Genomic DNA, 22,129 nt, shown 5'->3' with positions numbered 1-22,129 from the left:
TTACCATTTGCACATTTTTCCCGCTGTGTCAGTCTCTTCACTCCGACCGCAGCAAGAGGAGCCACGGAATGGACGCGCGCGCCCCCGGCATTTCCCCCGGACGCATCACCGAAGAAGACATCGCCCGCAACTTCTCGGACTTGCACCCGCCCTTTGCGCCGCACGAGGCCGCCGTCGCCGCCGACCGCTGCTATTTCTGCTATGACGCGCCTTGTATCACGGCCTGCCCAACGGCGATCGACATCCCGCTCTTCATCCGCCAGATTCAGGCGGGCCATTCCGAAAATGCAGCCGAAACCATATTGGATGCCAATATCTTAGGCGGCATGTGCGCCCGCGTCTGCCCGACCGAAGAGCTGTGCGAAGAGGCCTGCGTGCGCGAGATGGCCGAAGGCAAACCGGTCGAGATCGGGCGCCTCCAGCGCTACGCGACCGACACGCTCATGGCCTCGGGCAAGCACCCCTTCACCCGCGCCCCCGCCACCGGCAAATCGGTTGCGGTCGTCGGCGCGGGGCCCGCCGGTCTGGCGTGCGCGCACCGCCTCGCGATGCATGGCCACGACGTGACGCTCTACGATGCGAAACCCCAGCCGGGCGGGCTCAACGAATACGGCATCGCCGCCTATAAGACCCCGAACGATTTCGCGCAGGAAGAGGTCGATTGGCTCCTCCAGATTGGCGGGATCACCCTCAAGACGGAACATGCGCTCGGCCAGCAGATCACGCTGGACGCCCTGCGGGACAGCCACGACGCCGTCTTCCTCGGCATCGGCCTCTCGGGCGTGAACGCCTTGCGCGCAGAGGGGGAGGACAAGGACGGCCTTCGCGACGCCGTTGATTTCATTGCCGATCTGCGCCAGGCCGATGATCTGACCCGGCTCCCCGTCGGCCGCAACGTCGTAGTGATCGGCGGCGGGATGACGGCGGTCGATGCCGCCGTTCAGTCCAAGCTGCTCGGGGCCGAAACCGTCACCATCGCCTACCGCCGCGATCAGTCCCGGATGTCCGCCAGCCGCTACGAACAGGACCTCGCCGCGTCGAAAGGCGTGCGCCTGATGTTCAACGTCCAGCCCAAGGCGATCCACGGCAACGGCGCCGTCCGCGAGATCGAACTGGAATATACGGCCCAGACCGAGGCGGGCCTGACCCCGACCGGAGAGATCCTGCGCCTCGCCGCCGACCAGATCTTCCGCGCCATCGGCCAGCGCCTCGACGGCGCGCCCAATGGCCTGACGCTCGACGGCAGCAAGATCGCCGTCGACGCCGCCGGACGCACCTCGCTAGATGGTGTCTGGGCTGGAGGCGACTGCGCCGCAGGCGGCAACGATCTGACTGTGACCGCCGTCGCCGAAGGCCGCGACGCGGCAGAGAGCATCCACGTGGCACTGACGGCATGAATTCCGTCCGACAACCCACACGACGCCCCGCGGGCCTGTCTTTGTCCGGGAAAGCGTTCAGATGAAGGTGCATGTCTTGCTATTGGCCATCGTGACACTGGCGTTTGGAACTCCCGAGAGCCATGCGGATCAGCACAGGATCGGAGACGATCTGGACGGGTTCGCAAGAGGCATCGCCAACGGGTTGAGCCAGTCCTGCTTTGCCTATTGCGGCGAAGAGGATGCCCAGTGCCGCGCAAGCTGCGATTGTCTCGCCGAGACGCTGCCCGGCATGCTGGATATGTCGACAATCGCCGATGTGCCGCTTGACGATATGACACAAGAGAAGGTTGCGGCCTTCAATCAGGAAAATATCGGGCAGTATCAGAACGCATTTCAGATTTGCGACGTACCGATAGAGGGAGACAGCTGAATGGCCGACCTGACCACCGATTTCGTAGGCATCAAAAGCCCCAATCCCTTCTGGCTCGCCTCCGCGCCGCCGACGGATAAGGAATACAACGTCCGCCGCGCCTTCGAGGCGGGGTGGGGCGGCGTCGTCTGGAAGACCCTCGGCGAGGAAGGCCCGCCCGTCGTCAACGTCAATGGTCCTCGCTATGGCGCGATTTATGGCGCCGACCGCCGCCTTCTGGGCCTCAACAATATCGAGCTCATCACCGATCGCCCGCTCCAGACCAATCTCGACGAGATCAAGATCGTCAAACGTGATTTCCCCGACCGCGCCATGGTCGTCTCACTCATGGTGCCTTGCGAGGAGGGCGCGTGGAAGGCGATCCTGCCCCGCGTCGAAGAGACCGGCGCCGACGGGATCGAGCTGAACTTCGGCTGCCCCCACGGGATGAGCGAACGGGGCATGGGCTCTGCTGTCGGGCAGGTGCCCGAATATATCGAGATGGTCACCCGCTGGTGCAAGCAGAACACCCGCATGCCCGTGATCGTGAAGCTCACGCCAAACATCACCGATATCCGCAAACCTGCCGAAGCGGCCCATCGGGGCGGCGCCGATGCGGTCAGCCTCATCAACACGATCAACTCGATCACGTCCGTTGATCTCGACCTGATGGCGCCCGAGCCGACCATTGACGGCAAAGGCTCCCATGGCGGCTATTGCGGCCCGGCGGTCAAGCCCATCGCGCTGTCCATGGTCTCCGAGATTGCGCGCAATGCCGAAACGCGCGGCCTGCCGATCTCCGGCATCGGCGGGGTGACGACCTGGCGCGACGCGGCCGAATTCATCGCACTGGGCTGCGGCACGGTCCAGGTCTGCACGGCGGCGATGACCTACGGCTTCAAGATCGTCGAGGAGATGACAGCGGGCCTCTCCACCTATCTCGACGAGAAGGATCTGAGCCTGCCCGACCTCATGGGCCGCGCCGTCCCGAACGTCACCGACTGGCAGCACCTCAACCTCAACTACGTCACCAAGGCCCGCATCGATCAGGACGCCTGCATCAAATGCGGCCGCTGCTATGCCGCTTGCGAGGACACCTCCCATCAGGCCATCAGCATCGGCGAGGGCCGCGTTTTCGAGGTGATCGACGCCGAATGCGTCGCCTGCAACCTCTGCGTCGATGTCTGCCCGGTCGAGAACTGCATCACGATGGAGGAGCTGGCCCCCGGCACGGTCGATCCGCGCACCGGCAAAACGGTCGAGGCGGACTACGCCAACTGGACCACCCACCCCAACAACCCGGCCGCGCGCGCTGCGGAGTAAGCCCCCCGCTTGACTGCCCTAGGCCCGCTGATAGCGTAGCGCGGCCCAGCCCAGAAGGAACCTGCCCATGCCCGCCCCCGGCGAAAACCTCAAGATCGACGGCGCGCGCCTCTGGGACAGCCTGATGGAGATGGCCAAGATCGGCCCCGGCATCGCGGGCGGCAACAACCGCCAGACGCTCACCGATGCCGATGCCGAAGGCCGCGCGCTCTTTCAAAGCTGGTGCGAGGCAGCTGGCTGCACGATGGGTCTTGATAGCCTCGGCAACATGTTCGCCACCCGCCCCGGCATCGATCCCGACGCGCTGCCGGTCTATGTCGGCTCGCATCTCGACACCCAGCCGACGGGCGGGAAATACGACGGCGTTCTGGGCGTTCTTGGCGGGCTCGAGATCCTGCGCTCGCTCAACGATATGGACATCAAGACTAGGCATCCCATCGTCGTCACCAACTGGACCAACGAAGAAGGCACCCGCTTTGCCCCCGCCATGCTCGCCTCCGGCGTTTTTGCGGGCGTGCATGCGCAGGACTGGGCCGAGGGCCGGACAGATGCCGAGGGCAAACGCTTCGGGGATGAACTCGACCGGATCGGCTGGCGCGGCGAGGAGGAGGTCGGCGCCCGCAAGATGCACGCCTTCTTCGAGCTGCATATCGAACAGGGTCCGATCCTCGACGCCGAAGGCAAGGAGATCGGCGTCGTCACCCACGGTCAGGGCCTCTCCTGGACGCAGGTGACGGTGACCGGCAAAGACAGCCATACCGGCTCCACTCCCATGCCGATGCGCAAGGATGCAGGCCTCGCCATGGCGCGGATCCTCGAGAAGGTGAACGAGATCGCGCTCAGCCACGCCCCCCACGCGGTCGGCGCGGCGGGTCATATCGACGTCTATCCCAACTCCCGCAACGTGATCCCCGGCAAAACGGTCTTCACCGTCGATTTCCGCTCGCCCGAGCTGGAGGTGATCGAGGATATGGAGGCCCGCCTGCGCAAAGAGGCGCAAGCCATCTGCGACGCGGCGGGTCTGTCGGTTGAGTTCGAAAAGGTCGGCGGCTTCGATCCGGTCAAGTTCGACGAGGGCTGCGTCACCGCCGTCCGAAATGCCGCTGAACGGCTGGGCTTCACGCATATGAACCTGATCTCGGGCGCGGGCCACGACGCCTGCTGGATCAACCGCGTCGCCCCCACCGCCATGGTCATGTGCCCCTGCGTGGACGGTCTCAGCCACAACGAGGCCGAGGAGATCTCCCCCGAATGGGCCGAAGCCGGGGCGAACGTGCTCTTCCACGCGGTAGTCGAAACGGCGGAGATCGTGGAGTGACTGACGCACTGATCCAGGGGCAAAGACGCAAAACAAATCTGTCCAAAGTCTGTGCTGTACCCGATCTCCTTTCGTCTCGATCTCCCGACGAGTACCTGTTTTGGTATCGCTGGGAAGCAGGTGAGATCGCCGAAGATATCGTGGAGGAATTCTCGCCGGTGGACGTCGACGAACCGCAGGGACCTGTTGTCGACGGACAATCGTATGACGCGTTCTTCACATCTGAGGAAGTGTCAGACGTCCAACAATCGCTGGAAGGATTGCGAGCAGAAGAGAAGCCGCCGGCATCAGTAGCGCTCAGATACTATCTTGAATTCGATGCCTATTTAGTCCCAGGACCCTTTCGGACCGGCGGAAACTGGTCCTGGGGAGGAATGGGGAGCCGTGCCGAGCGGCGAGAACCTCAAGCTTTCTACGATTACTGGAGCCAGCAATGACCAAAGTCATCAAAAACGGCACCGTCCTCACCGCGGACCGGCAGTGGACAGCCGATGTCCTCATCGAGGGCGAGACGATCAAGCAGATTGGCGAGAACCTCTCCGGCGACGAGGTGATCGACGCCGAAGGCGCCTATGTCATCCCCGGCGGGATCGATCCGCATACGCATCTGGAGATGCCCTTCATGGGCACCACCGCCGCCGAGACCTTCGAAAGCGGCACCTGGGCCGCGGCCACAGGCGGCACCACGATGCTCGTCGATTTCTGCCTGCCGGGCGAGGATGGTTCGATCAAGAACGCCATCAACGAATGGCACCGCAAATCCGCCCCGCAGATCTGTTCCGACATCGGCTATCACATGGCGATCACCGGCTGGAACGAGAGTGTCTTTGCCGAAATGAAGGACGCCGTCGAGATGGGCGTCAACTCGTTCAAGCATTTCATGGCCTACAAGGGCGCGCTGATGATCGAGGATGACGAGATGTTCGCCTCCTTCAAGCGCTGCCGCGAGCTGGGCGCGCTGCCCATGGTCCATGCCGAGAACGGCGATCTGGTCGCCGACATGCAAGCCGAGATGCTGGCCAAGGGCATCACCGGCCCCGAAGGCCACGCCTATTCCCGCCCGCCCGAATTCGAAGGCGAGGCCGCCAACCGCGCCATCACCATCGCCGATGCCGCCGGCACGCCGCTTTATATCGTCCATGTCAGCTGCGAGCAGGCCCACGAGGCCATCCGCCGCGCGCGCCAGAAGGGGATGCGCGTCTACGGCGAGCCGCTGATCCAGTTCCTGACCCTCGATGAAAGCGAATATTTCCACACCGATTGGGAGCATGCCGCCCGCCGGGTGATGTCCCCGCCCTTCCGGTCCAAGGACCATCAGGACAGCCTCTGGGCCGGTCTTCAGGCCGGATCCCTGCAGGTCGTCGCCACAGATCACGCCGCCTTCACGACCGAGCAAAAGCGGATGGGCATCGACAATTTCACCCTGATCCCCAATGGCTCGAACGGGCTGGAGGAGCGCCTCGCCGTCCTCTGGACTAAAGGCGTCGAAACCGGCCGCTTGACGCCCGAGGAATTCGTCGCCGTCACCTCGACCAATGTGGCCAAGATCCTCAACATCTATCCCCAGAAAGGCGCCATCGTCGAAGGCGCCGATGCCGATATCGTCGTCTGGGACCCCAAGATCTCCAAGACGATCTCTCCGGCCAACCACCATTCGGTCCTCGACTACAACGTCTTCGAAGGATGGGAGGTCACAGCCCAGGCGCGCCATACGCTCAGCCGGGGCGAGGTGATCTGGTCCTGGGGCCAGAACTCCCAGCCGCAACCCGGCCGAGGCCGTTTCGTCAAGCGCCCCCCCTTCGCCAGCGCCTCCAAGGCGCTCAGCCAGTGGAAAGAGCTCACCGCCCCCAAACAGATCCAGCGCGATCCGATGAACATCCCGGCGGGGATCTAATGGGCGGAGATGCAGACCTGCCTGACTGGTTTATGAGCTACGAAGGCTATCGAACAAAACGCAAGGCCGCCATGGATTTAAGGCGTCTTCTTAGATCTTCCTCTTTTCGCAAGACGGGCAGGGGGGAGACCAACCTCACTCTCATTGAACAACGCGAAACCTCAGATGGCCCGGTGATCGCGATGGGATTGTTTCATGATACATCGAAACCCGACTGGATCATGCCGAAAGATAAGCTTGATGCGCTCCTACAGGAATTGTCGCAGTCGTGATCTCTAGCCAGACAGCAAAGAATGTATCCTCGGACCAAGAGGTCCCGGGTCAAGACCGGGACGCCGCAGCGCCCGTCATCGAGGCGCGCGCGCTCGACCTCACCTTCGAAACCGGCGACGGCCCGGTCCATGCGCTTCGAGACGTCAACCTGACCATAAACTCAGGCGACTTCGTCTCCTTCATCGGCCCGTCCGGTTGCGGCAAGACCACCTTCCTGCGCGTGATGGCTGGGCTCGAGACGCCGACCGCCGGGGACATCACGGTCAACGGCATGAGCCCCGACGAGGCCCGCCGCGCGCGCGCCTATGGCTATGTCTTTCAAGCGGCGGGACTTTACCCGTGGCGGACCATCGCCCGCAACATCCAGCTTCCGCTCGAGATTATGGGCCTGTCCAAATCCGAGCGGCAGGAGCGGACGGACCGGGTCCTCTCCCTCGTTGATCTGGAGGGCTTCGGCGGCAAATATCCATGGCAGCTCTCCGGCGGGATGCAGCAGCGCGCCTCCATCGCGCGGGCACTGGCCTTCGATGCCGAAATCCTGCTGATGGACGAACCCTTCGGCGCGCTGGACGAGATCGTCCGCGACAAGCTGAACGAGGAGCTGCTCGATCTCTGGGCTCGCACCGACAAGACCATCGCCTTCGTCACCCATTCGATCCCCGAGGCGGTGTTCCTCTCCACCAAGATCGTCGTGATGAGCCCGCGCCCTGGACGCATCACCGACGTCATCGAAAGCCCGCTGCCGAAGGACCGCCCCCTGGATATCCGCGACAGCCGGGAGTTCATCGAGATCGCCCACCGCGTCCGTGACGGGTTGAGAGCCGGGGCAAAAGAGTCATGACAAGCCCGATCTACTACGGCGACCGATACGTGATGATGAATAACATGCAGTTCTATTCTTTGCTTGAGTTCGCCCTTCAGGTGGGTCTCGTGCTTGACCTCTCCCGAGAAGATGCGGCGGAGGTGGCCCGCGTAGAGGCGGATATCGAGTCAGGCGCGCAATGGAACGGAAAAGGGTTTGACATTGAAGAGGACTTTCCGGACGTGTCTCAATGCCAGCTCTGGTCGCGCCTTTATCGTGAGGTCGCCCATGGTATATACCGCCGTGCGCTTGGGCGTTATGTCGATACGGGCTATGCATCGATGCAGATAGGTCAAGCCTATGCGGCAGGCATTCTCCTTCAAGAGGCGGCGATCGTCAAGCTTGGAAAACGCTGGTCTCCCAAGCTGATGTCCGAAGATGACTGGGCCTCGATCGACCCCATGTTCAAGCAGCTTCACGAAAAACGTTGCCCATGACGGCTGAGATGACCACCAGCCTGATCCGCCCGGGCCGCCTGTCCGATGCCGCCGCCTGCGCGGCGATCCTCAACGAATGGATCGACCAGACCAAATGGATGCCCCGCGTCCATTCCCACCGCGATGTCGAACACCACTACCGAAGCGCCGTCCTCGCCGCCCGCTCGGTCTTTGTCAGCGAGCAGGACGGGACGGTGACTGGCTTTATCGCGCGGGACGGCTCCGATATGATCACCGCGCTCTACCTCGCGCCCGACGCCAGAGGGCAGGGGGCCGGGACCCGGCTGCTCAATGCCGCCAAAGAGGGCCGCAAGCAGCTGAACCTCTGGACCTTCGTCATCAATCGGGACGCCCGCCGGTTCTACATGCGCGAGGGCTTCGCCGAAATGCGCCGCACGATCGGCGAGAACGAGGAAGGCTTGCCTGATATCCTTTACGAGTGGCGCGCGTGACGGACGCGCCCATCGCCGCCCCCGGCGCCGGGATCGGCGCGACCGGCCGCGCCTTCCGCCGCATCACCGGGGCCGCCGCTCCGATCCTGACCATCGTCGCCGGGATCATTGCGCTGTGGTATATCGCGGTCGTGCCGATGAACATGCACGCCGCCGCCAGCCAGGCCGAGCGCGACAGCATCATCGTCACCCCCGACACTGCCATCGCCCGGCAGGAGCTGACCGGCACCTCCCTCGCGCTCCGCAATACCGGTATCATCCCCCAGACCTTCAACCAGGACCGTCCGCGCCTGCCATCGCCCCATCAGGTGACAGCAGAGCTGTGGGACACCATTGCGCTCAAACGCGTCACCTCCAAACGCAGTCTCGTCTATCACGGCTGGGTCACGGTCTCGGCGACGCTTTTGGGCTTTGCCATCGGCACCGGGCTTGGCATCCTTCTGGCCGTCGGCATCGTCTATTCGCGCGCCATGGATCTGAGCATCATGCCCTGGGCCATCGCTTCGCAAACTGTGCCGATTCTGGCCGTCGCGCCCATGGTGATCGTCATGCTGGGCGCCATCGGCATCCAGGGGCTGTTCCCCAAGGCGATGATTGCCGCCTATCTCAGCTTCTTTCCGGTCGTCGTCGGCATGGTAAAGGGCCTCAGAAGCCCCGATGCGATGCAGCTCGACCTGCTCAGGACCTACAGCGCGAGCCGCCTTCAGGAGTTCCTCAAGCTGCGCCTGCCCGCCTCCGCCCCTTATCTCTTTGCCAGTCTCAAAATCGGCATCGCCGCCAGCCTTGTCGGCACCATCGTCGGAGAGCTGCCGACCGGCGCCCGCGCGGGCCTCGGCGCGCGCATGCTGGTCGGCGACCAGTTCGGCCAGCCGCTTGTCGCCTGGGCCGCGCTCTTTGCCGCTGCCATCGCCGCCGCGCTTCTGGTCGGAGCGCTTGCCCTGATCGAACGGGCAACGCTTCGCCGTATGGGGATTGCCCCCGCATGAGCACCCCCGCCGCCCTCGCTATCGCGCTCGCCATCTGGGCCGTGGGCTGGGGCCTCAACGTCGTCCTCTCCCGCCATCCCGAAAGGCGCTGGGTCCGCCTCGCCGTGCCCGCGATCTTCGGCTTGACGCTTCTGCTGATCTGGGAGCATCTGGTCCGCGCCCTCGGCGTCTCGGGCGTTATCCTGCCGCCGCCTTCAGCCATCGCCGCGCGCTTCGCCTCCGAAACGCCGATCCTTTGGGCCGACTTCCAGCAGACCATGCTCAAGGGCGCGCTGCCCGGCTACGCCTTCGGTGCCATCGCGGCCTTCATCGTGGCCATCTTCGCCGACCGCTCGAATTTCCTGCGCCGTGGCATCCTGCCGGTCGGCAGCTTCATGGCGGCCCTGCCCATCGTCGGCATCGCCCCGATCTTCGTCAAATGGCTCGGCAACGATTGGGAAAGCAAGGCCGCCGTCGTCGGCGTCATGGTGTTCTTCCCGATCCTCGTGAACACTGTCGCGGGCCTCAAATCTGCCGATGCCATGCAGCGCGACCTGATGCGCACCTATGGCGCGGGCTACTGGACCAGCCTCGCCAAACTGCGCCTGCCCGCCGCCATGCCCTTCATCTTCAACGGGCTTAAAATTTCGACAACACTGGCCCTGATCGGTGCAATCGTGGCCGAATTCTTCGGATCGCCCACGGTGGGCATGGGCTTTCGCATCTCGACTTCCGTCGGTCAGCTCGCGCTCGATATGGTCTGGGCCGAGATCGTGGTTGCCGCGCTTGCCGGTTCGGCCTTCTATGGGGCCGTTGCCATGATCGAACGCGCCATCACCTTCTGGCATCCGTCCCAGCGGGCCCGATCCTGAGGATAAAAAGACCACCAATAGGGGAGAACCATCCATGAAACACCTTCTGACAAGCGCCGCCCTTGCCGCCGGCCTCGCCAGCGCAGCTGCCGCCCAGGACAACGAGGTCCGGCTTCAGCTCCAATGGGTCACGCAGGCCCAGTTCGCGGGCTACTACGTCGCGCTCGAGAACGGCTATTACGAAGAGGAAGGGCTCGACGTCACGATCCTGCCCGGCGGCCCCGACATCGCACCGCCCCAGGTCCTCGCGGGCGGCGGCGCGGATGTGATGCTCAATTGGATGCCGTCCGCGCTCGCCGCGCGCGAGAAAGGCCTGCCCGTCGTCAACATCGCCCAGCCCTTCAAGACCTCGGGCCTCATGCTGACCTGCTGGAAGGATACCGGCATCGAAGGCCCCGAGGATTTCCGCGGCAAAACCATTGGCGTCTGGTTCTTCGGCAACGAATACCCGTTCCTCAGCTGGATGGCGCAGGAAGGCATTTCCACCGATGGCGGCGAGGACGGCATCACCGTCCTGAAACAGGGCTTCAACGTCGATCCGCTTCTGCAGCGGCAGGCCGATTGCATCTCGACCATGACCTATAACGAATACGGTCAGGTTCTCGATGCGGGTGTCTCGGAGGACGAGCTTGTCACCTTCCGCTACGAGGATCAGGGCGTCGCAACGCTCGAGGACGGCATCTACACGCTCGAGGAAAACCTCGAGGATCCCGCCTTCGTTGAAAAGATGGCCAAGTTCGTGCGCGCCTCCATGCAGGGCTGGCAGTGGGCGGTCGAGAACCCCGACGCCGCTGCCGAAATCGTGCTGGAATATGACGAAACCGGCGCCCAGTCCGAAGAACACCAGAAGCGCATGATGGGCGAGATCGCCAAGCTCATCGATACCGAAAACGGCGTTCTGGACCCCGAAGCCTACCAGCGCACGGTCGAAACCCTCCTTGCCGGTGGCTCCGACCCCGTTATCAGCGCCGAGCCGGAGGGTGCCTGGACGCACGCGGTCACGGATATGGCGCTTAATTAAAGCCGCCGATAACCCAACGTGAAAGGCCGCAGCGCGATGCTGCGGCCTTTTCTTTGCAAAAACTCATCTCAAAATTACCTCGAGGTTTACGAACTTTTGGCCTCGGAAAGGAGCGATACGCCCGATCTGAAAGGGATCGGTTAACCTGTCCGAGAGGGCTCTGGCTCATAAAGATCCCGTAAACGCGGCACCGTCCGTCTTGAGGATCTTATCATGACCCGTCTTCTTATCGCGGCGCTCCTCTGGGCGCTCGCCAGCCCTCTTATGGCCGATGACCGGCGCGTCGCGCTTGGCTGGGGCCAGCTCTTTAGCAACGATATGCTGGGCGACGGGCGCGATCGCTGGCGCACCGCCAGCCTGACACTCAGCTATCTGCGCGGCAGGCCCAGAGGGGACAAACTTCCCACTCGGCTCGGCGATGTCCTTGAATACCGCCTCCGGGCGGAAATCATCTCTCCCGCGAACCTCTCCCTCCCAGACCCCTTTGATCGCCCTTGGGCCGGAACCATCGCGGCGGGCCTGCACAGTTATGCTGCGACCGGACCTGTCGAATACCGTCTCGGGCTCGATCTGGTCTCGGTCGGTCCCAGCACCGGGCTCGACGATCTGCAATTCGATCTGCACAAACGCATGAAGGCCAGCCTTCCCAGCCTCGAGACGATTGAAAAGCAAATCGACAACACCACACGCCTGATGGCCAGCGGCGAGATTGCACACCGGTTCCAGCCCCGTCCGAAACTCTCCTTCCGCCCCTTCGCCGAAGCGCAGCTCGGCGTCGAAACGCTGGCCCGCATCGGCGGCGATCTGGTGATCGGCGATGTCGGCCACAATGATCTGGGCGTGCGCGATGTCGTGACCGGCCAGCGCTTCCCGGGGATCGACAGATCTCCCTTGGGCACCTCGCTCGTTCTGGGCGCCGATGTCGCCTATATCGGCGACAGCCTCTATTTCCCGTCCTACGGCCCCGACGCGCGGGACACCCGGCGCCGGTTCCGCGCCAGCCTGAAGGTCAAGCTCTCGGACCGGATTGGCATGCATCTGGGCAGCACCTGGCTCTCCGAAGAATTCGTGGGCCAGTCCGGCGAGCAGCAGATCGGCTCGGTCGGGTTCTCCTTCGTCTTCTGACGCGCCGCCTCCGGCCCGCTTGACAGCCTTCCCATCCTTGCCTAAACGGCGCTCTTCACTGGTGTTGGTGGCCCCCGCAAGGGGATCCCTGTCGGGCCGCAAGGCCAAAGGACAACGCCCTTCATAGCGTCCATCGGGGCGCGTCCTAAGAAGGAGATCAGCCGTGACGAAACGCACGTCTGCCAAGTACAAGATCGACCGCCGCATGGGCGAAAACATCTGGGGCCGCCCCAAATCGCCCGTCAACCGCCGCGAATACGGCCCCGGCCAGCACGGTCAGCGCCGCAAGGGCAAACTTTCCGATTTCGGCATTCAGCTGCGCGCTAAGCAAAAGCTCAAGGGCTATTACGGCGATCTGACCGAAAAGCAGTTCCGCCGCATCTATGCCGAGGCCGAGCGCGTCAAAGGCGATACCGGTGAGAACCTCATCGGCCTGCTCGAGCGTCGTCTCGACGCCGTCGTCTACCGCGCCAAATTCGTGCCGACCATTTTCTCCGCCCGCCAGTTCGTGAACCATGGCCACGTCAAGGTGAACGGCCAGAAGGTCAACATCCCCTCCTACCGGGTCAAGGAAGGCGACGTGATCGAGGTGCGCGACCGCTCCAAGCAGCTCGCGATCGTCCTCGAAGCCGCCGGCCTGCCCGAACGCGATGTGCCCGACTACATGGATGTCGACCACTCCAAGATGTCCGCCACTTTCACACGCACCCCGCAGCTGGGCGACGTGCCGTACCCGGTCCTGATGGAGCCGAACCTCGTCGTGGAATTCTACGCGAAGAACTAACCACGTCATTGCGCCAGCAATAACGCGTGCTGGTAAACGTCACTGCAAGGCAGTGACGCGCGCCGGAAAGCGGTTGCGCCAGCAACTGCGGCGGGCACCCGGTAGCAGTTTTGGGCGCCGGGCGACCCACCAGCTAATGTCCCGGGCTTGACCCGGGACCTCCAGCTGGACCCTGCATCACCCGATCAAAGCCGCGCCCCCACTCGGGGCGCGGCTTTTCGCATCCCAATCCCGTACGACCAACGCGGCTCTGGTCACGGGCGGGGCAGGGGGCTAGAACGGCCCGGTTCCCTTTTGAATGGTCCAGGCATGACTCAGATTTTGCGCCCTCAACCCGGTATTCTCGACATCGAGCTCTACAAGGGCGGTGCCAGCCACATCGCGGGCCAGTCGAACGCCCTCAAACTCAGCTCGAACGAGAACCCGTTCGGCCCGTCCCCCGCCGCCGTTGAGGCCTTCCGCCGCGCCTCGCACGACCTGCACCGCTACCCGTCTTCCGACCATGCCGCCCTGCGCGAGGCGATCGCCGAAACCCACGGCCTTGATCCCGCCCGGTTGATCTGCGCCGCCGGATCGGGCGACGTCATCAACCTGATGTGCCAAGCCTATGCCGGCCCGGGCGACGAGGTCATCCACACCGAACATGGCTTCGCGCTTTACCGCATCTACGCGCTCGCCGCTGGCGCGACCCCGGTCTCCGTCCCCGAACACGAACGCATGACGGATATCGAGGCGATCCTGGCGGCCGTCACGGGCAAGACCCGCCTCGTCTTCATCGCCAATCCGAACAACCCCACCGGCACGATGGTCGGCACCGACGCGCTTGCCTCGCTCGCGGACCGGCTGCCCGAGCAATGTATGTTGGTACTCGACGGGGCCTATGCCGAATATGTCGACGGCTACGACGCGGGTCTCGCGCTGATCGAGGCGCGCCAGAACGTCATGATGATCCGCACCTTCTCCAAACTCTACGGGCTGGGCGGGCTGCGCATCGGCTGGAGCTACGGCCCGCAAGAGGTGATCGACGTCCTCAACCGGATCCGAGGTCCCTTCAACCTCTCCTCCGCCGCGCTCGCCGCCGCCGAAGCGGCCGTGCGAGATCGCGACTACGCCGGTAAATGCCTCGCCTCGAACACCCAGTGGCGCCATTGGCTGGCCGAGGCGCTCGCTGCCCTCGGCGTGCCGTCCGATACCTCCATGGCGAACTTCATCCTCGCCCGCTTCACCGACGAAGCCGAGGCCGAGGCCTGCAACGCCTTCCTCAAATCCGAAGGGATCATCGTGCGCCAGATGGGCGGCTACAACCTGCCGCACTGCCTCAGGATCACCGTCGGAGACGAGGCCGCCTGCCGCCGGGTCGCCCATGCGGTCGGTCTCTTCAAAGGGCAGGCCAAGTGACCGCGATCTACGGCAAGGTCGCGCTGATCGGCCTCGGCCTGATTGCGTCCTCGATGGCTCACGCCATGCGCCGCAGCGGCGCGGCAGAGGTCATCAGCGGCACCTCCCGCTCCGCCGAGACGCGCGCCATCGCCCGGGAGCTGACCCTCGCCGACGAGATCACCGACACCGCAGCAGAGGCTGTGCGCGACGCCGACCTCGTCGTCCTCTGTGTCCCCATCGGCGCGATGGAGGCGGTCGCCCGCGATATCGCCCCCCATCTCAAACCCGGCGCGACCCTCACCGATGTCGGCTCGGTCAAACGCGCGGTGATCGACGCTGTCGCCCCGCATCTGCCGGACGGCGTCCATTTCATCCCGGCCCATCCCCTCGCGGGAACCGAGCAATCCGGCCCCCGCTCGGGCTTTGCCGAGCTTTTCGACAACCGCTGGTGCATCCTGGTGCCGCCCGAAAACGCCGACCGCAAGGAAGTCGCCCGGCTCGCCCGCTTCTGGGAGGCGCTGGGCTCCAATGTCGACGAGATGGAGGCGGATCACCATGATCTCGTCCTCGCCGTCACCTCCCACGCACCGCACCTCATCGCCTATACGATGGTCGGCGTCGCCGACGATCTCAGGCGCGTGACTGACAGCGAGGTGGTGAAATACTCCGCCGCCGGTTTCCGCGACTTCACCCGCATCGCCGCCTCCGATCCGACGATGTGGCGCGACGTCTTCCTGACCAACAAGGACGCCACGCTCGAGATCCTCGGCCGCTTCACCGAAGAGCTTTTCGCCCTCCAGCGCGCCATCCGAACCGGGGACGGCGCGCATCTGCACGACTATTTCACCCGCACCCGGGCCATCCGGCGCGGCATCGTCGAGGCAGGCCAGGACACCGACATCCCCAATTTCGGCCGCGGCCGATGAGGCGCCTTGCCCTTATCCTTGCCCTCGCGGCCACGACGGCGACCGGCGCGCCCACCGGCGACACGCGTCCGGTCGCCCGCCCCGTTCTGGCGCAACAGGTCTCGACCTCCAGCGTCATGCTGGTCCGCCCCGAGGCGCGCCCGGACGACAAGATTGCGGAGATCATCCTCGCCCGCGCCATCATCCTCGACGCCGCGACCAAGGCGGCGGTCCGCAGCTCGCTCCGGCCGATCGACCGGCCCGACGCGATCCTCGCCATGGGCCGCCGCATCCAGCGCGAGCGCCGCGCCGGGGCCGTCTGCGGCAACCTGCAGATCCAGGGTGATCGCGTCGGCGGCGTGCCCGGTCGCGTTCCGGGCTGCGGTGTAAGCGACGCCGTCCGCATCCGCTCTGTTGCCGGGGTCGCGCTTAGCCAGCCGGCGACGATCGACTGCCCCACCGCCGACGCGCTTTATCGCTGGGTCGAGCAAAGTGTCAAACCGACCCTTCGGACGACCGGCGGCGGGATCTCAAGTCTGCGCGTCGCAGCCCACTATTCCTGCCGGACCCGCAACAACCAGCCGGGCGGGCGGATTTCAGAACATGGCAAAGGCCGCGCTATCGACATCTCGGGCTTCATCCTGCGCGACGGCTCGGAGATCACGCTTCTCCAAGGCTGGCGCAGTCAGGCCCATGGGGCAAAGCTGCGCCAGATGCACCGGGACGCCTGCGGCCCCTTCGGCACCGTGCTCGGCCCCGAATCCGACCGCTTCCATCAGGACCACTTCCACTTCGACACCGCGCGCTACCGCAGCGGCTCCTACTGCCGCTGAGCCAGCCGGGGCAGATCGCCCACATCGATCCCGCCCACGCTCAACCGCCCGTCCACGGAAACGGCCCTTATCTCCAATGCTTCGTCAGGCCCGCCCGCCGACAGCCCGGTCAGAACCGCGCCAAGCAACAGCCGCTCCTGCGCCGTCAGCCAACCGCCATCGACCGCCAGATCCAGCGCGGCATCCCAGTTGCGCGCCTCCAGCATCATCTCGCCCGACACCGCGCCAGCGCCACCCACGCTCAGATCCCCGCGCGCCGTCACGTCGACTTCGCCCCAGGACAGCATCACCTCCCTCAGCTCGATCGCTTGTAGCATTGGCCGCGCCGCTTCCGCGAACCGGTCCAAAGGCGCGCTCATCTCGACCGTCCCGTCGATCCGGATCTCCTGAACCCGCGACGGCAGATCAGCCGCGCCGATCCACGCCATCAGCTCGTCCGACAGATCGAGATCCAGCACATCGCCGAAAATGTCATAGCGCGCCTCGGCTCCTTCGACCCGGCGCAGGGCCAGCAGCGCCCGCTCCAGAAAGATCTCGCCGGGCAACAGCCCGACCGCCGCCTGATCGACCTCTATCGTCACCCGGTCCAGCGGCAGATCGGTTGAGGCGGCGACCGCCGCGCTCGCCCGCATGCGGTCCGCCCGGATCGGGATCTCTCCAAGAGGCGTCATCACCGTCTGCTCGGGCGGGAAGATCGCGATCACCTCCGTCGGCCGGTAGCTCAGCGCGAACATCTGAAAGAACGCCCCCCGCCAGCCGTAGCCCGAGATCGCATCGCGGATCTCAAGACCGTTCACCGTGGTGTCGAACCGCGACGGAAACCCTCGCACCGACAGATCCTCGTAGGCAGGCTCCAGCCCGCCCGGCGTCGCGGCCTCCCGCTCCAGCCAGTCCGTGGCGGCAGACCGGATCGCGGCGGCACCCACGAACCAATAGCCCGCATAAAGCGCGGCGACCGCGATCACCAAAAAGACGAGTTTGCGCATATCGAATGGCCTTTTGCCTAACCCACCCGGCTTCTCTATAGACCGCCCGAAAGGAGGACCAGCATGGCGCTTTGGGTCTTCGGCTATGGATCGCTGCTCTGGAATCCCGGGTTTCGCCCCGCCGAAGCCGTGCGCGCACAGCTGGCGGGCTATAGCCGCTCCTTCTGCATGCTCTCGGTCTACCATCGCGGCACCCATGACCAGCCCGGCCTCGTCCTCGCTTTGGACAAATCCGAGGCCGACAGCTGCACCGGAATGGCCTTCCGCGTCGCCGACACGCAGGCGGATGCGGTCCTCGCCATGCTGCGCGAGCGCGAGCTGGTCACCGCCGCCTATTACGAGGCCCGCCTCCCCCTGACGCTCGACGACAGCCGCGAGATCGAGGCCGTCTGCTACGTCATCGACCGCGATCACGCGCAATATTGCCAACTTTCGCTTGCCGAACAGGCCCGCCGCATCGCCCGCGCGACCGGCGGGCGTGGCCCGAACCGCGACTATCTGCACAACACCGCCCTGCATTTGCAGGACCTCGGGGTGCGCGATCCCGACATCGAATGGCTCGATAAGGAAGTCCGCAAAATGGGGCCGGACTGCCATGATTAAGGCACAAAGTGTTGGTTCTTTACGCCCGATTTCAGTAGGATTTCTTCCGATGACGTACCAGAACGAGGACCCGTCCTGATGGACAGAAGGGGACCCGAGGCAGAGCCGCAGTTTTCGCAACCCATCAGCCAGATCACATGGATGCTGATCGTTTTGGGGCTGGTCGGGGCTGGTGCCTATCTGGCCTATCCTACCATTTCGCCGCTCTTTCTGGCCAATCCGGGGCTGAACGGCTTTATCGTCTTGGTCTTTTTCATCGGTGTGCTCGCCTGTTTCCTGCAGGTCTTCACCCTGATGTCATCTGTGCGCTGGCTCGAACGCTTTGCGGGCAGCCAGACCGAAGAGGCGGGCACCGCGCCGCGCCTTCTGGCCCCGCTCGCCACGCTTCTGCGCGCCCGCTCCGCCCGGATGCAGCTCGGCGCGACCTCCACCCGGTCGATCCTCGATTCCGTCGCAACCCGCATCGATGAGGCGCGAGAGATCACGCGCTACCTTGTCAACCTGCTGATTTTCCTCGGACTTCTGGGCACCTTCTACGGCCTTGCCACAACCGTGCCCGCTGTTGTCGACACGATCCGCTCCCTCGCCCCGCAGGAAGGCGAAGCCAGCGTCGACATCTTCAACCGCCTCATGACCGGCCTTGAGGCGCAGCTCGGCGGCATGGGCGTCGCCTTCGCCTCCTCGCTTCTGGGTCTGGCCGGATCGCTCGTCGTCGGCCTGCTTGAGCTTTTCGCGGGCCACGGCCAGAACCGCTTCTACCGCGAGCTTGAAGAATGGCTCTCCACCATCACCCGCGTCAGCTTCACCAGCGAAGAGGCGGGCGGCAGCCCCGAGGCGGCAGCCACTCCGGCAGGCGCCAGCTTCGGCACGTTCGCCGATCACATGGCCGAACAGATGGACCTGCTTCAAACCATGATCCTGCAGGCCGACGAGGGCCGCGTCCTCATGGAAGACCGCATGACCCGCCTCGTCGACGCCATCGATCACATGACCGAAAAGATGCCCAAAGGCGCGGGGACCGGCGACAGCGAACTTGCAGGTATCCTGGGACGCATTGCCGAAGGACAGGACCGCCTGACCCAGGTCCTTGAGGAAGGCGGCGGCGACGGCATCGATGCGGAAAGCCGGATGCGCCTGCGCTCCATCGATCTGCAAATGCTGCGTATCCTCGAGGAGATCTCCGCCGGGCGTCAGGAAACGATGGCCGATATCCGCAGCGACATCGCTTCACTTTCCCGCGCCATCCGGCAGTCGCAATCGATCCGCCCGCGCACCGTCGCCCGCGACAGGGATATCTGATCCATGGCACTAAGCCGCAGATCCGGCGCCCGTTTCCAGGCCTCGATCTGGCCCGGCTTCGTGGATGCCATGACGGGCCTGCTGCTGGTCCTCATGTTCGTGCTGACGATCTTCATGATCGTCCAGTTCATCCTGCGCGAGACGATCACCGGTCAGGCCACCGAACTCGACGAGCTGTCGGGCGAGGTCGAACAGCTCGCCGATGCGCTGGGCCTCGAACGCCAGCGCGCCAGCAACCTGCAGAACGAGACGATCCAGCAGAACGCCCTGATCGCCACCCTCTCGGCCGAGCGCGACCGCCAGGCCGCCGATCTGGCCAATGCCCGCACCCGCATCGCCACGTTCGAAGAGCAGGTCGCGGGCCTTCTCGCCGATCGCGACGCCGCCCGCGAGACGATCACGACCCTTCGCGGCGAGCAGGAAACCCTGCTCTCCGAAATCGATGCTCAGGAAGAGGCCGCCCGCCTCGCCGCCGCCCGCCGCGCCGCGCTTGACGCCATGGTCGCCGACCTGCAGGCCCAGCAAGAACAGGATCAAGCCGCGCTTTCGGACGCGGCAACTCAGATCGACACGCTCGAGGCTGAACGCCTCGCCGATGCCGCCGCCGCGCAGGCCCTGCGCGACCGGCTCGAAGATGCCGATGCCGAACTGACCGCCATGACCCTCGCCCTCGAAGAGAGGCGCCGCGAGGCCGAAGAGACGCTGACCCTCCTCGCCGCCGCCCGGGCCGAGCTGGAAAACCTCGCCGAGCAGGGGCTGACCCTCGACGATCTGCGCGATCAGCTGGCCGCCGCCCGCGCCGCGCGAACCGAAGCCGAAGAGACCGCCGCGACGACCCTCACCGAAGCTGAACGGCAGGCCGCCCTTCTTGATCAGGCCCGCGCCGCGCTCTCCGAGGAACAATCCCTGTCCGAAGAAAGCCAGCGCCAGGTCGAGCTTTTGAACCAGCAGGTCGCCGAGCTGCGCAACCAGCTCTCCTCCCTGCAGGCCCTCGTCAACCTTTCCTCGGACGAGGATGCCGCTGCCCAGATCCAGATCGAAACCCTCGGCTCCGAGCTCAATCAGGCGCTCGCCCGGGCGGCTGCCGCCGAACGCCAGCGCGCCGAATCCGAACGCCGCCGCGCCGAGCTGGAGGCCGCCGAACGCGCCCGCCTTGCCGCCGAGGCGGAGAACCTCGAACGCTATCAGTCCGAGTTTTTCGCCCTCCTGCGCGACCGTCTCGAAGGCCGCGAGGGGATCCGCGTCGAAGGCGACCGCTTCGTCTTCTCCTCCGAAGTGCTCTTCTCCCGCGGCTCCGCGACCCTCTCCTCCGATGGCCGCGCCCAGATCGCCCGCGTCGCGGCCATCCTGCGCGACATCTCCGCCGACATCCCGGACGCCATCGATTGGGTGATCCGCGTCGACGGCCATACCGACGACATCCCCGTCTCGCGCGGCGGCCGCTTCGACAACAACTGGGAGCTCAGCCAGGCCCGCGCCCTTAGCGTTGTGCTCTACATGACCGAAGCGCTCGGCATCCCGCCCCAGCGCCTTGCCGCCAACGGCTTTGGCGAATTCCAACCCCTCGACCCCGCCGATACCGAAGCCGCCCGCGCCCGCAACCGCCGGATTGAGCTGAAACTGACCGAGCGCTAATCCACCGCGTCAGCTCGCTGGCAGGCGTCACTTCGCCCAGCCAAGACGATTGAGATACTCCGCCCCATCATGCGCTGTCTCTCCGCAAGACATGACCCATGGCATCCAGCCGCTCTCGACCAGCATCAGGTCAGGGTCAGCGCCCCCATCAAGCAAGATCGTCCCGATCCTCGGAGAACACTCGATCCGGTTAAGCAAATGATCCTTGCCAACCCAAGCATTCGGATCGGCTCCTTCCTGCATCAGCGCTTCTGCCTCGCCCGCAAACAGACTGAGAACTTCGATTTCCAGAGCGTTGTTCAGGATCTGTTGCTGCGCAGCGGAATCGCCAACGGCACGAAGGTACTCGAGAATCAGATCTTCGCCATTCAGTTCTGCCTGACGGGCTGCGGCCCCATCGTCGAAATCCGGATCTGCGCCAAGCTCCAGCAAAACGCTTAGGCCGGCCAAACTGCCCGCCTCTGCGGCAGCGACAAGCGCTGTAAATCCCCGCTGGTCGATCATATCCACAGGCACGCCATCGTCTACGATGGTACGCACCACGCCGCCTTGTCCCAGAACGGCTGCGGTGAACAGGGGCAACTCCCCTCGCGACATAGGCTGAGCGGGATCCTCGCCTCCTGCGATCAAGGCCGAGATCACCGGCCCTCGGTCCCCACGGCCGTAAATCCCCATTTCGATCAGCGTCATGCCCTCAGGCGCTTCGGGGTGAAACCGGGCAATCCCGCCGGCCTCCACAAGCATATTTACCATGCCCGCCTGCCCATCGCGCGCAGCGATCACCAAAGGGCTCACGATCATGGTGCCCGTCGGATCCGCACCCGCATCCAGCAAACTGCGCATGATGCGGTCCTCTCCGCCCAACGCCGCCAACAGCAACGGTTGCTGAGCGGACTGTTCGTCTCCAACACTCAGATCGGGATCGGCACCGGCCTCGAGCAGAAGATCGACAGTCTCTGGCTGCCCCCACCGGATCGCCTCGAAAAGTGGAGGAGACAAGCCCACTCCCGTGTGATCTATCGTCAACGCTCCCGCCTCGATCGCGGCTCGGACGAGCGGCAGGTTGCCCGCATAAATCGCGGCATCGAGAATGTTCAAAATCGCACTCTCGCGCCTGTCTTCTGGCGCCTGCTTCAGAACCGCATCGAAGCAACCGGCTGCATCTTTCGCCGACAAAAGATCCTGCAGGGTTTCCGGAACGGGAGTGCAGGCAAACGCGCCACCTGACAAACCCAGCAAGGGCGCTGCGACCGCCAGACATCTGATCAAAGAGAATGACATTGGAACAGACTACCGGCCACGGACAACGGTTGAAACCCGGGACGTGAACAGGCTGTCTTACCTGAACCCTCCCCGGCAGCGCAGTCACGTGCC

The 22,129-nt window shown here is 64.6% G+C and carries 23 protein-coding genes; 21 read left to right on the top strand and 2 right to left on the bottom strand.

The window, feature by feature from the left end; all coding sequences use genetic code 11:
* Nucleotides 1–68: 68 nt before the first annotated feature.
* The 18 genes from AAD018_RS16925 to AAD018_RS16840 all read left to right on the top strand — a co-directional run bounded on the left by AAD018_RS16925 (nt 69) and on the right by AAD018_RS16840 (nt 16,232).
* Entirely contained in the window at nt 69–1,397 is a 1,329-nt protein-coding gene (locus AAD018_RS16925) for an NAD(P)-dependent oxidoreductase (RefSeq protein WP_367315665.1), read from the top strand.
* A gap of 61 nt (nt 1,398–1,458) precedes the next feature.
* On the top strand, nt 1,459–1,809 hold the full coding sequence (locus AAD018_RS16920; protein ID WP_367315666.1) for a hypothetical protein: 351 nt from the start codon (nt 1,459–1,461) through the stop codon (nt 1,807–1,809).
* On the top strand, nt 1,810–3,111 hold the full coding sequence (gene preA, locus AAD018_RS16915; protein WP_367315667.1) for an NAD-dependent dihydropyrimidine dehydrogenase subunit PreA: 1,302 nt from the start codon (nt 1,810–1,812) through the stop codon (nt 3,109–3,111).
* A gap of 67 nt (nt 3,112–3,178) precedes the next feature.
* Nucleotides 3,179–4,429, top strand: a complete 1,251-nt coding sequence (locus tag AAD018_RS16910) for a Zn-dependent hydrolase (protein WP_367315668.1) — start codon at nt 3,179–3,181, stop codon at nt 4,427–4,429.
* The gene (locus tag AAD018_RS16905) at nt 4,426–4,866 is read left to right on the top strand and encodes a hypothetical protein (protein ID WP_367315669.1); all 441 of its coding nucleotides are present in this window, start codon (nt 4,426–4,428) and stop codon (nt 4,864–4,866) included. Before AAD018_RS16910 ends, AAD018_RS16905 begins: the two co-directional genes overlap by 4 nt.
* The gene (gene hydA / locus AAD018_RS16900; RefSeq protein ID WP_367315670.1) at nt 4,863–6,323 is read left to right on the top strand and encodes a dihydropyrimidinase; all 1,461 of its coding nucleotides are present in this window, start codon (nt 4,863–4,865) and stop codon (nt 6,321–6,323) included. The genes AAD018_RS16905 and hydA overlap by 4 nt, the downstream gene beginning before the upstream one ends.
* Complete coding sequence (locus AAD018_RS16895) at nt 6,323–6,595, top strand: hypothetical protein (protein ID WP_367315671.1); 273 nt, start codon at nt 6,323–6,325, stop codon at nt 6,593–6,595. The genes hydA and AAD018_RS16895 overlap by 1 nt, the downstream gene beginning before the upstream one ends.
* A gap of 77 nt (nt 6,596–6,672) precedes the next feature.
* Nucleotides 6,673–7,437: an ABC transporter ATP-binding protein gene (locus AAD018_RS16890; RefSeq protein WP_367315888.1), complete on the top strand. Its 765-nt coding sequence runs from the start codon at nt 6,673–6,675 to the stop codon at nt 7,435–7,437.
* Nucleotides 7,434–7,895, top strand: a complete 462-nt coding sequence (locus tag AAD018_RS16885; protein ID WP_367315672.1) for a hypothetical protein — start codon at nt 7,434–7,436, stop codon at nt 7,893–7,895. The genes AAD018_RS16890 and AAD018_RS16885 overlap by 4 nt, the downstream gene beginning before the upstream one ends.
* Nucleotides 7,892–8,347, top strand: coding sequence for a GNAT family N-acetyltransferase (locus AAD018_RS16880; protein ID WP_412005310.1), 456 nt, complete (start codon nt 7,892–7,894; stop codon nt 8,345–8,347). The genes AAD018_RS16885 and AAD018_RS16880 overlap by 4 nt, the downstream gene beginning before the upstream one ends.
* A gap of 137 nt (nt 8,348–8,484) precedes the next feature.
* On the top strand, nt 8,485–9,333 hold the full coding sequence (locus tag AAD018_RS16875) for an ABC transporter permease (protein WP_367315889.1): 849 nt from the start codon (nt 8,485–8,487) through the stop codon (nt 9,331–9,333).
* Nucleotides 9,330–10,184 (top strand): ABC transporter permease, encoded by an 855-nt coding sequence (locus tag AAD018_RS16870; RefSeq protein WP_367315674.1) that lies wholly within the window; start codon nt 9,330–9,332, stop codon nt 10,182–10,184. The genes AAD018_RS16875 and AAD018_RS16870 overlap by 4 nt, the downstream gene beginning before the upstream one ends.
* A 34-nt stretch (nt 10,185–10,218) precedes the next feature.
* Nucleotides 10,219–11,205 carry an ABC transporter substrate-binding protein gene (locus AAD018_RS16865; RefSeq protein WP_367315675.1) on the top strand — a complete coding sequence of 329 codons (987 nt, stop codon included), beginning with the start codon at nt 10,219–10,221 and terminating at the stop codon, nt 11,203–11,205.
* 213 nt (nt 11,206–11,418) lie between these two features.
* Nucleotides 11,419–12,330 carry a lipid A-modifier LpxR family protein gene (locus AAD018_RS16860; protein ID WP_367315676.1) on the top strand — a complete coding sequence of 304 codons (912 nt, stop codon included), beginning with the start codon at nt 11,419–11,421 and terminating at the stop codon, nt 12,328–12,330.
* A gap of 163 nt (nt 12,331–12,493) precedes the next feature.
* A complete protein-coding gene (gene rpsD, locus AAD018_RS16855) occupies nt 12,494–13,114 on the top strand; it encodes a 30S ribosomal protein S4 (protein ID WP_367315677.1) in 621 nt (206 codons plus the stop codon).
* 309 nt (nt 13,115–13,423) lie between these two features.
* Complete coding sequence (gene hisC / locus AAD018_RS16850; protein WP_367315678.1) at nt 13,424–14,512, top strand: histidinol-phosphate transaminase; 1,089 nt, start codon at nt 13,424–13,426, stop codon at nt 14,510–14,512.
* Nucleotides 14,509–15,420, top strand: coding sequence for a prephenate/arogenate dehydrogenase family protein (locus AAD018_RS16845; protein ID WP_367315679.1), 912 nt, complete (start codon nt 14,509–14,511; stop codon nt 15,418–15,420). The genes hisC and AAD018_RS16845 overlap by 4 nt, the downstream gene beginning before the upstream one ends.
* Entirely contained in the window at nt 15,417–16,232 is an 816-nt protein-coding gene (locus tag AAD018_RS16840) for an extensin-like domain-containing protein (protein ID WP_367315680.1), read from the top strand. The genes AAD018_RS16845 and AAD018_RS16840 overlap by 4 nt, the downstream gene beginning before the upstream one ends.
* On the opposite strand, the gene AAD018_RS16835 is transcribed toward AAD018_RS16840, so the two are convergent.
* Nucleotides 16,220–17,218 (bottom strand): DUF2125 domain-containing protein, encoded by a 999-nt coding sequence (locus AAD018_RS16835; protein ID WP_367315681.1) that lies wholly within the window; start codon nt 17,216–17,218, stop codon nt 16,220–16,222. The genes AAD018_RS16840 and AAD018_RS16835 overlap by 13 nt on opposite strands.
* Before the next feature lie 63 nt (nt 17,219–17,281).
* Between AAD018_RS16835 and AAD018_RS16830 the strand changes: the two genes are divergently transcribed.
* The 3 genes from AAD018_RS16830 to AAD018_RS16820 all read left to right on the top strand — a co-directional run bounded on the left by AAD018_RS16830 (nt 17,282) and on the right by AAD018_RS16820 (nt 20,755).
* Nucleotides 17,282–17,821, top strand: a complete 540-nt coding sequence (locus tag AAD018_RS16830; protein ID WP_367315682.1) for a gamma-glutamylcyclotransferase — start codon at nt 17,282–17,284, stop codon at nt 17,819–17,821.
* 78 nt (nt 17,822–17,899) lie between these two features.
* Nucleotides 17,900–19,120: a biopolymer transporter ExbB gene (locus AAD018_RS16825; protein WP_367315683.1), complete on the top strand. Its 1,221-nt coding sequence runs from the start codon at nt 17,900–17,902 to the stop codon at nt 19,118–19,120.
* A gap of 3 nt (nt 19,121–19,123) precedes the next feature.
* Nucleotides 19,124–20,755, top strand: coding sequence for a peptidoglycan -binding protein (locus AAD018_RS16820; RefSeq protein WP_367315684.1), 1,632 nt, complete (start codon nt 19,124–19,126; stop codon nt 20,753–20,755).
* 27 nt (nt 20,756–20,782) lie between these two features.
* On the opposite strand, the gene AAD018_RS16815 is transcribed toward AAD018_RS16820, so the two are convergent.
* A complete protein-coding gene (locus AAD018_RS16815; RefSeq protein WP_412005309.1) occupies nt 20,783–21,994 on the bottom strand; it encodes an ankyrin repeat domain-containing protein in 1,212 nt (403 codons plus the stop codon).
* Between the last annotated feature and the right edge of the window lie 135 nt (nt 21,995–22,129).

The sequence above is a fragment of the Aestuariibius insulae genome, assembly GCF_040783535.2.
GTDB classification, from domain to species: domain Bacteria; phylum Pseudomonadota; class Alphaproteobacteria; order Rhodobacterales; family Rhodobacteraceae; genus Aestuariibius; species Aestuariibius insulae.
Note: the sequence above shows the minus strand (reverse complement) of the source record. Positions and strands in the feature narration are given on the sequence as shown.

Excerpts from the sequence above, each read along its gene's own strand:
- AAD018_RS16875 (WP_367315889.1), top strand. The coding sequence starts at position 8,485 with ATGAACATGCACGCCGCCGCCAGCCAGGCCGAGCGCGACAGCATCATC.
- AAD018_RS16865 (WP_367315675.1), top strand. The coding sequence starts at position 10,219 with ATGAAACACCTTCTGACAAGCGCCGCCCTTGCCGCCGGCCTCGCCAGC.
- AAD018_RS16885 (WP_367315672.1), top strand. The coding sequence starts at position 7,434 with ATGACAAGCCCGATCTACTACGGCGACCGATACGTGATGATGAATAAC.
- AAD018_RS16835 (WP_367315681.1), bottom strand. The coding sequence starts at position 17,218 with ATGCGCAAACTCGTCTTTTTGGTGATCGCGGTCGCCGCGCTTTATGCG.
- AAD018_RS16895 (WP_367315671.1), top strand. The coding sequence starts at position 6,323 with ATGGGCGGAGATGCAGACCTGCCTGACTGGTTTATGAGCTACGAAGGC.
- AAD018_RS16920 (WP_367315666.1), top strand. The coding sequence starts at position 1,459 with ATGAAGGTGCATGTCTTGCTATTGGCCATCGTGACACTGGCGTTTGGA.
- AAD018_RS16910 (WP_367315668.1), top strand. The coding sequence starts at position 3,179 with ATGCCCGCCCCCGGCGAAAACCTCAAGATCGACGGCGCGCGCCTCTGG.
- preA (WP_367315667.1), top strand. The coding sequence starts at position 1,810 with ATGGCCGACCTGACCACCGATTTCGTAGGCATCAAAAGCCCCAATCCC.
- AAD018_RS16825 (WP_367315683.1), top strand. The coding sequence starts at position 17,900 with ATGGACAGAAGGGGACCCGAGGCAGAGCCGCAGTTTTCGCAACCCATC.
- AAD018_RS16820 (WP_367315684.1), top strand. The coding sequence starts at position 19,124 with ATGGCACTAAGCCGCAGATCCGGCGCCCGTTTCCAGGCCTCGATCTGG.
- AAD018_RS16925 (WP_367315665.1), top strand. The coding sequence starts at position 69 with ATGGACGCGCGCGCCCCCGGCATTTCCCCCGGACGCATCACCGAAGAA.
- AAD018_RS16840 (WP_367315680.1), top strand. The coding sequence starts at position 15,417 with ATGAGGCGCCTTGCCCTTATCCTTGCCCTCGCGGCCACGACGGCGACC.
- AAD018_RS16860 (WP_367315676.1), top strand. The coding sequence starts at position 11,419 with ATGACCCGTCTTCTTATCGCGGCGCTCCTCTGGGCGCTCGCCAGCCCT.
- AAD018_RS16880 (WP_412005310.1), top strand. The coding sequence starts at position 7,892 with ATGACGGCTGAGATGACCACCAGCCTGATCCGCCCGGGCCGCCTGTCC.
- hisC (WP_367315678.1), top strand. The coding sequence starts at position 13,424 with ATGACTCAGATTTTGCGCCCTCAACCCGGTATTCTCGACATCGAGCTC.
- AAD018_RS16870 (WP_367315674.1), top strand. The coding sequence starts at position 9,330 with ATGAGCACCCCCGCCGCCCTCGCTATCGCGCTCGCCATCTGGGCCGTG.
- AAD018_RS16830 (WP_367315682.1), top strand. The coding sequence starts at position 17,282 with ATGGCGCTTTGGGTCTTCGGCTATGGATCGCTGCTCTGGAATCCCGGG.
- hydA (WP_367315670.1), top strand. The coding sequence starts at position 4,863 with ATGACCAAAGTCATCAAAAACGGCACCGTCCTCACCGCGGACCGGCAG.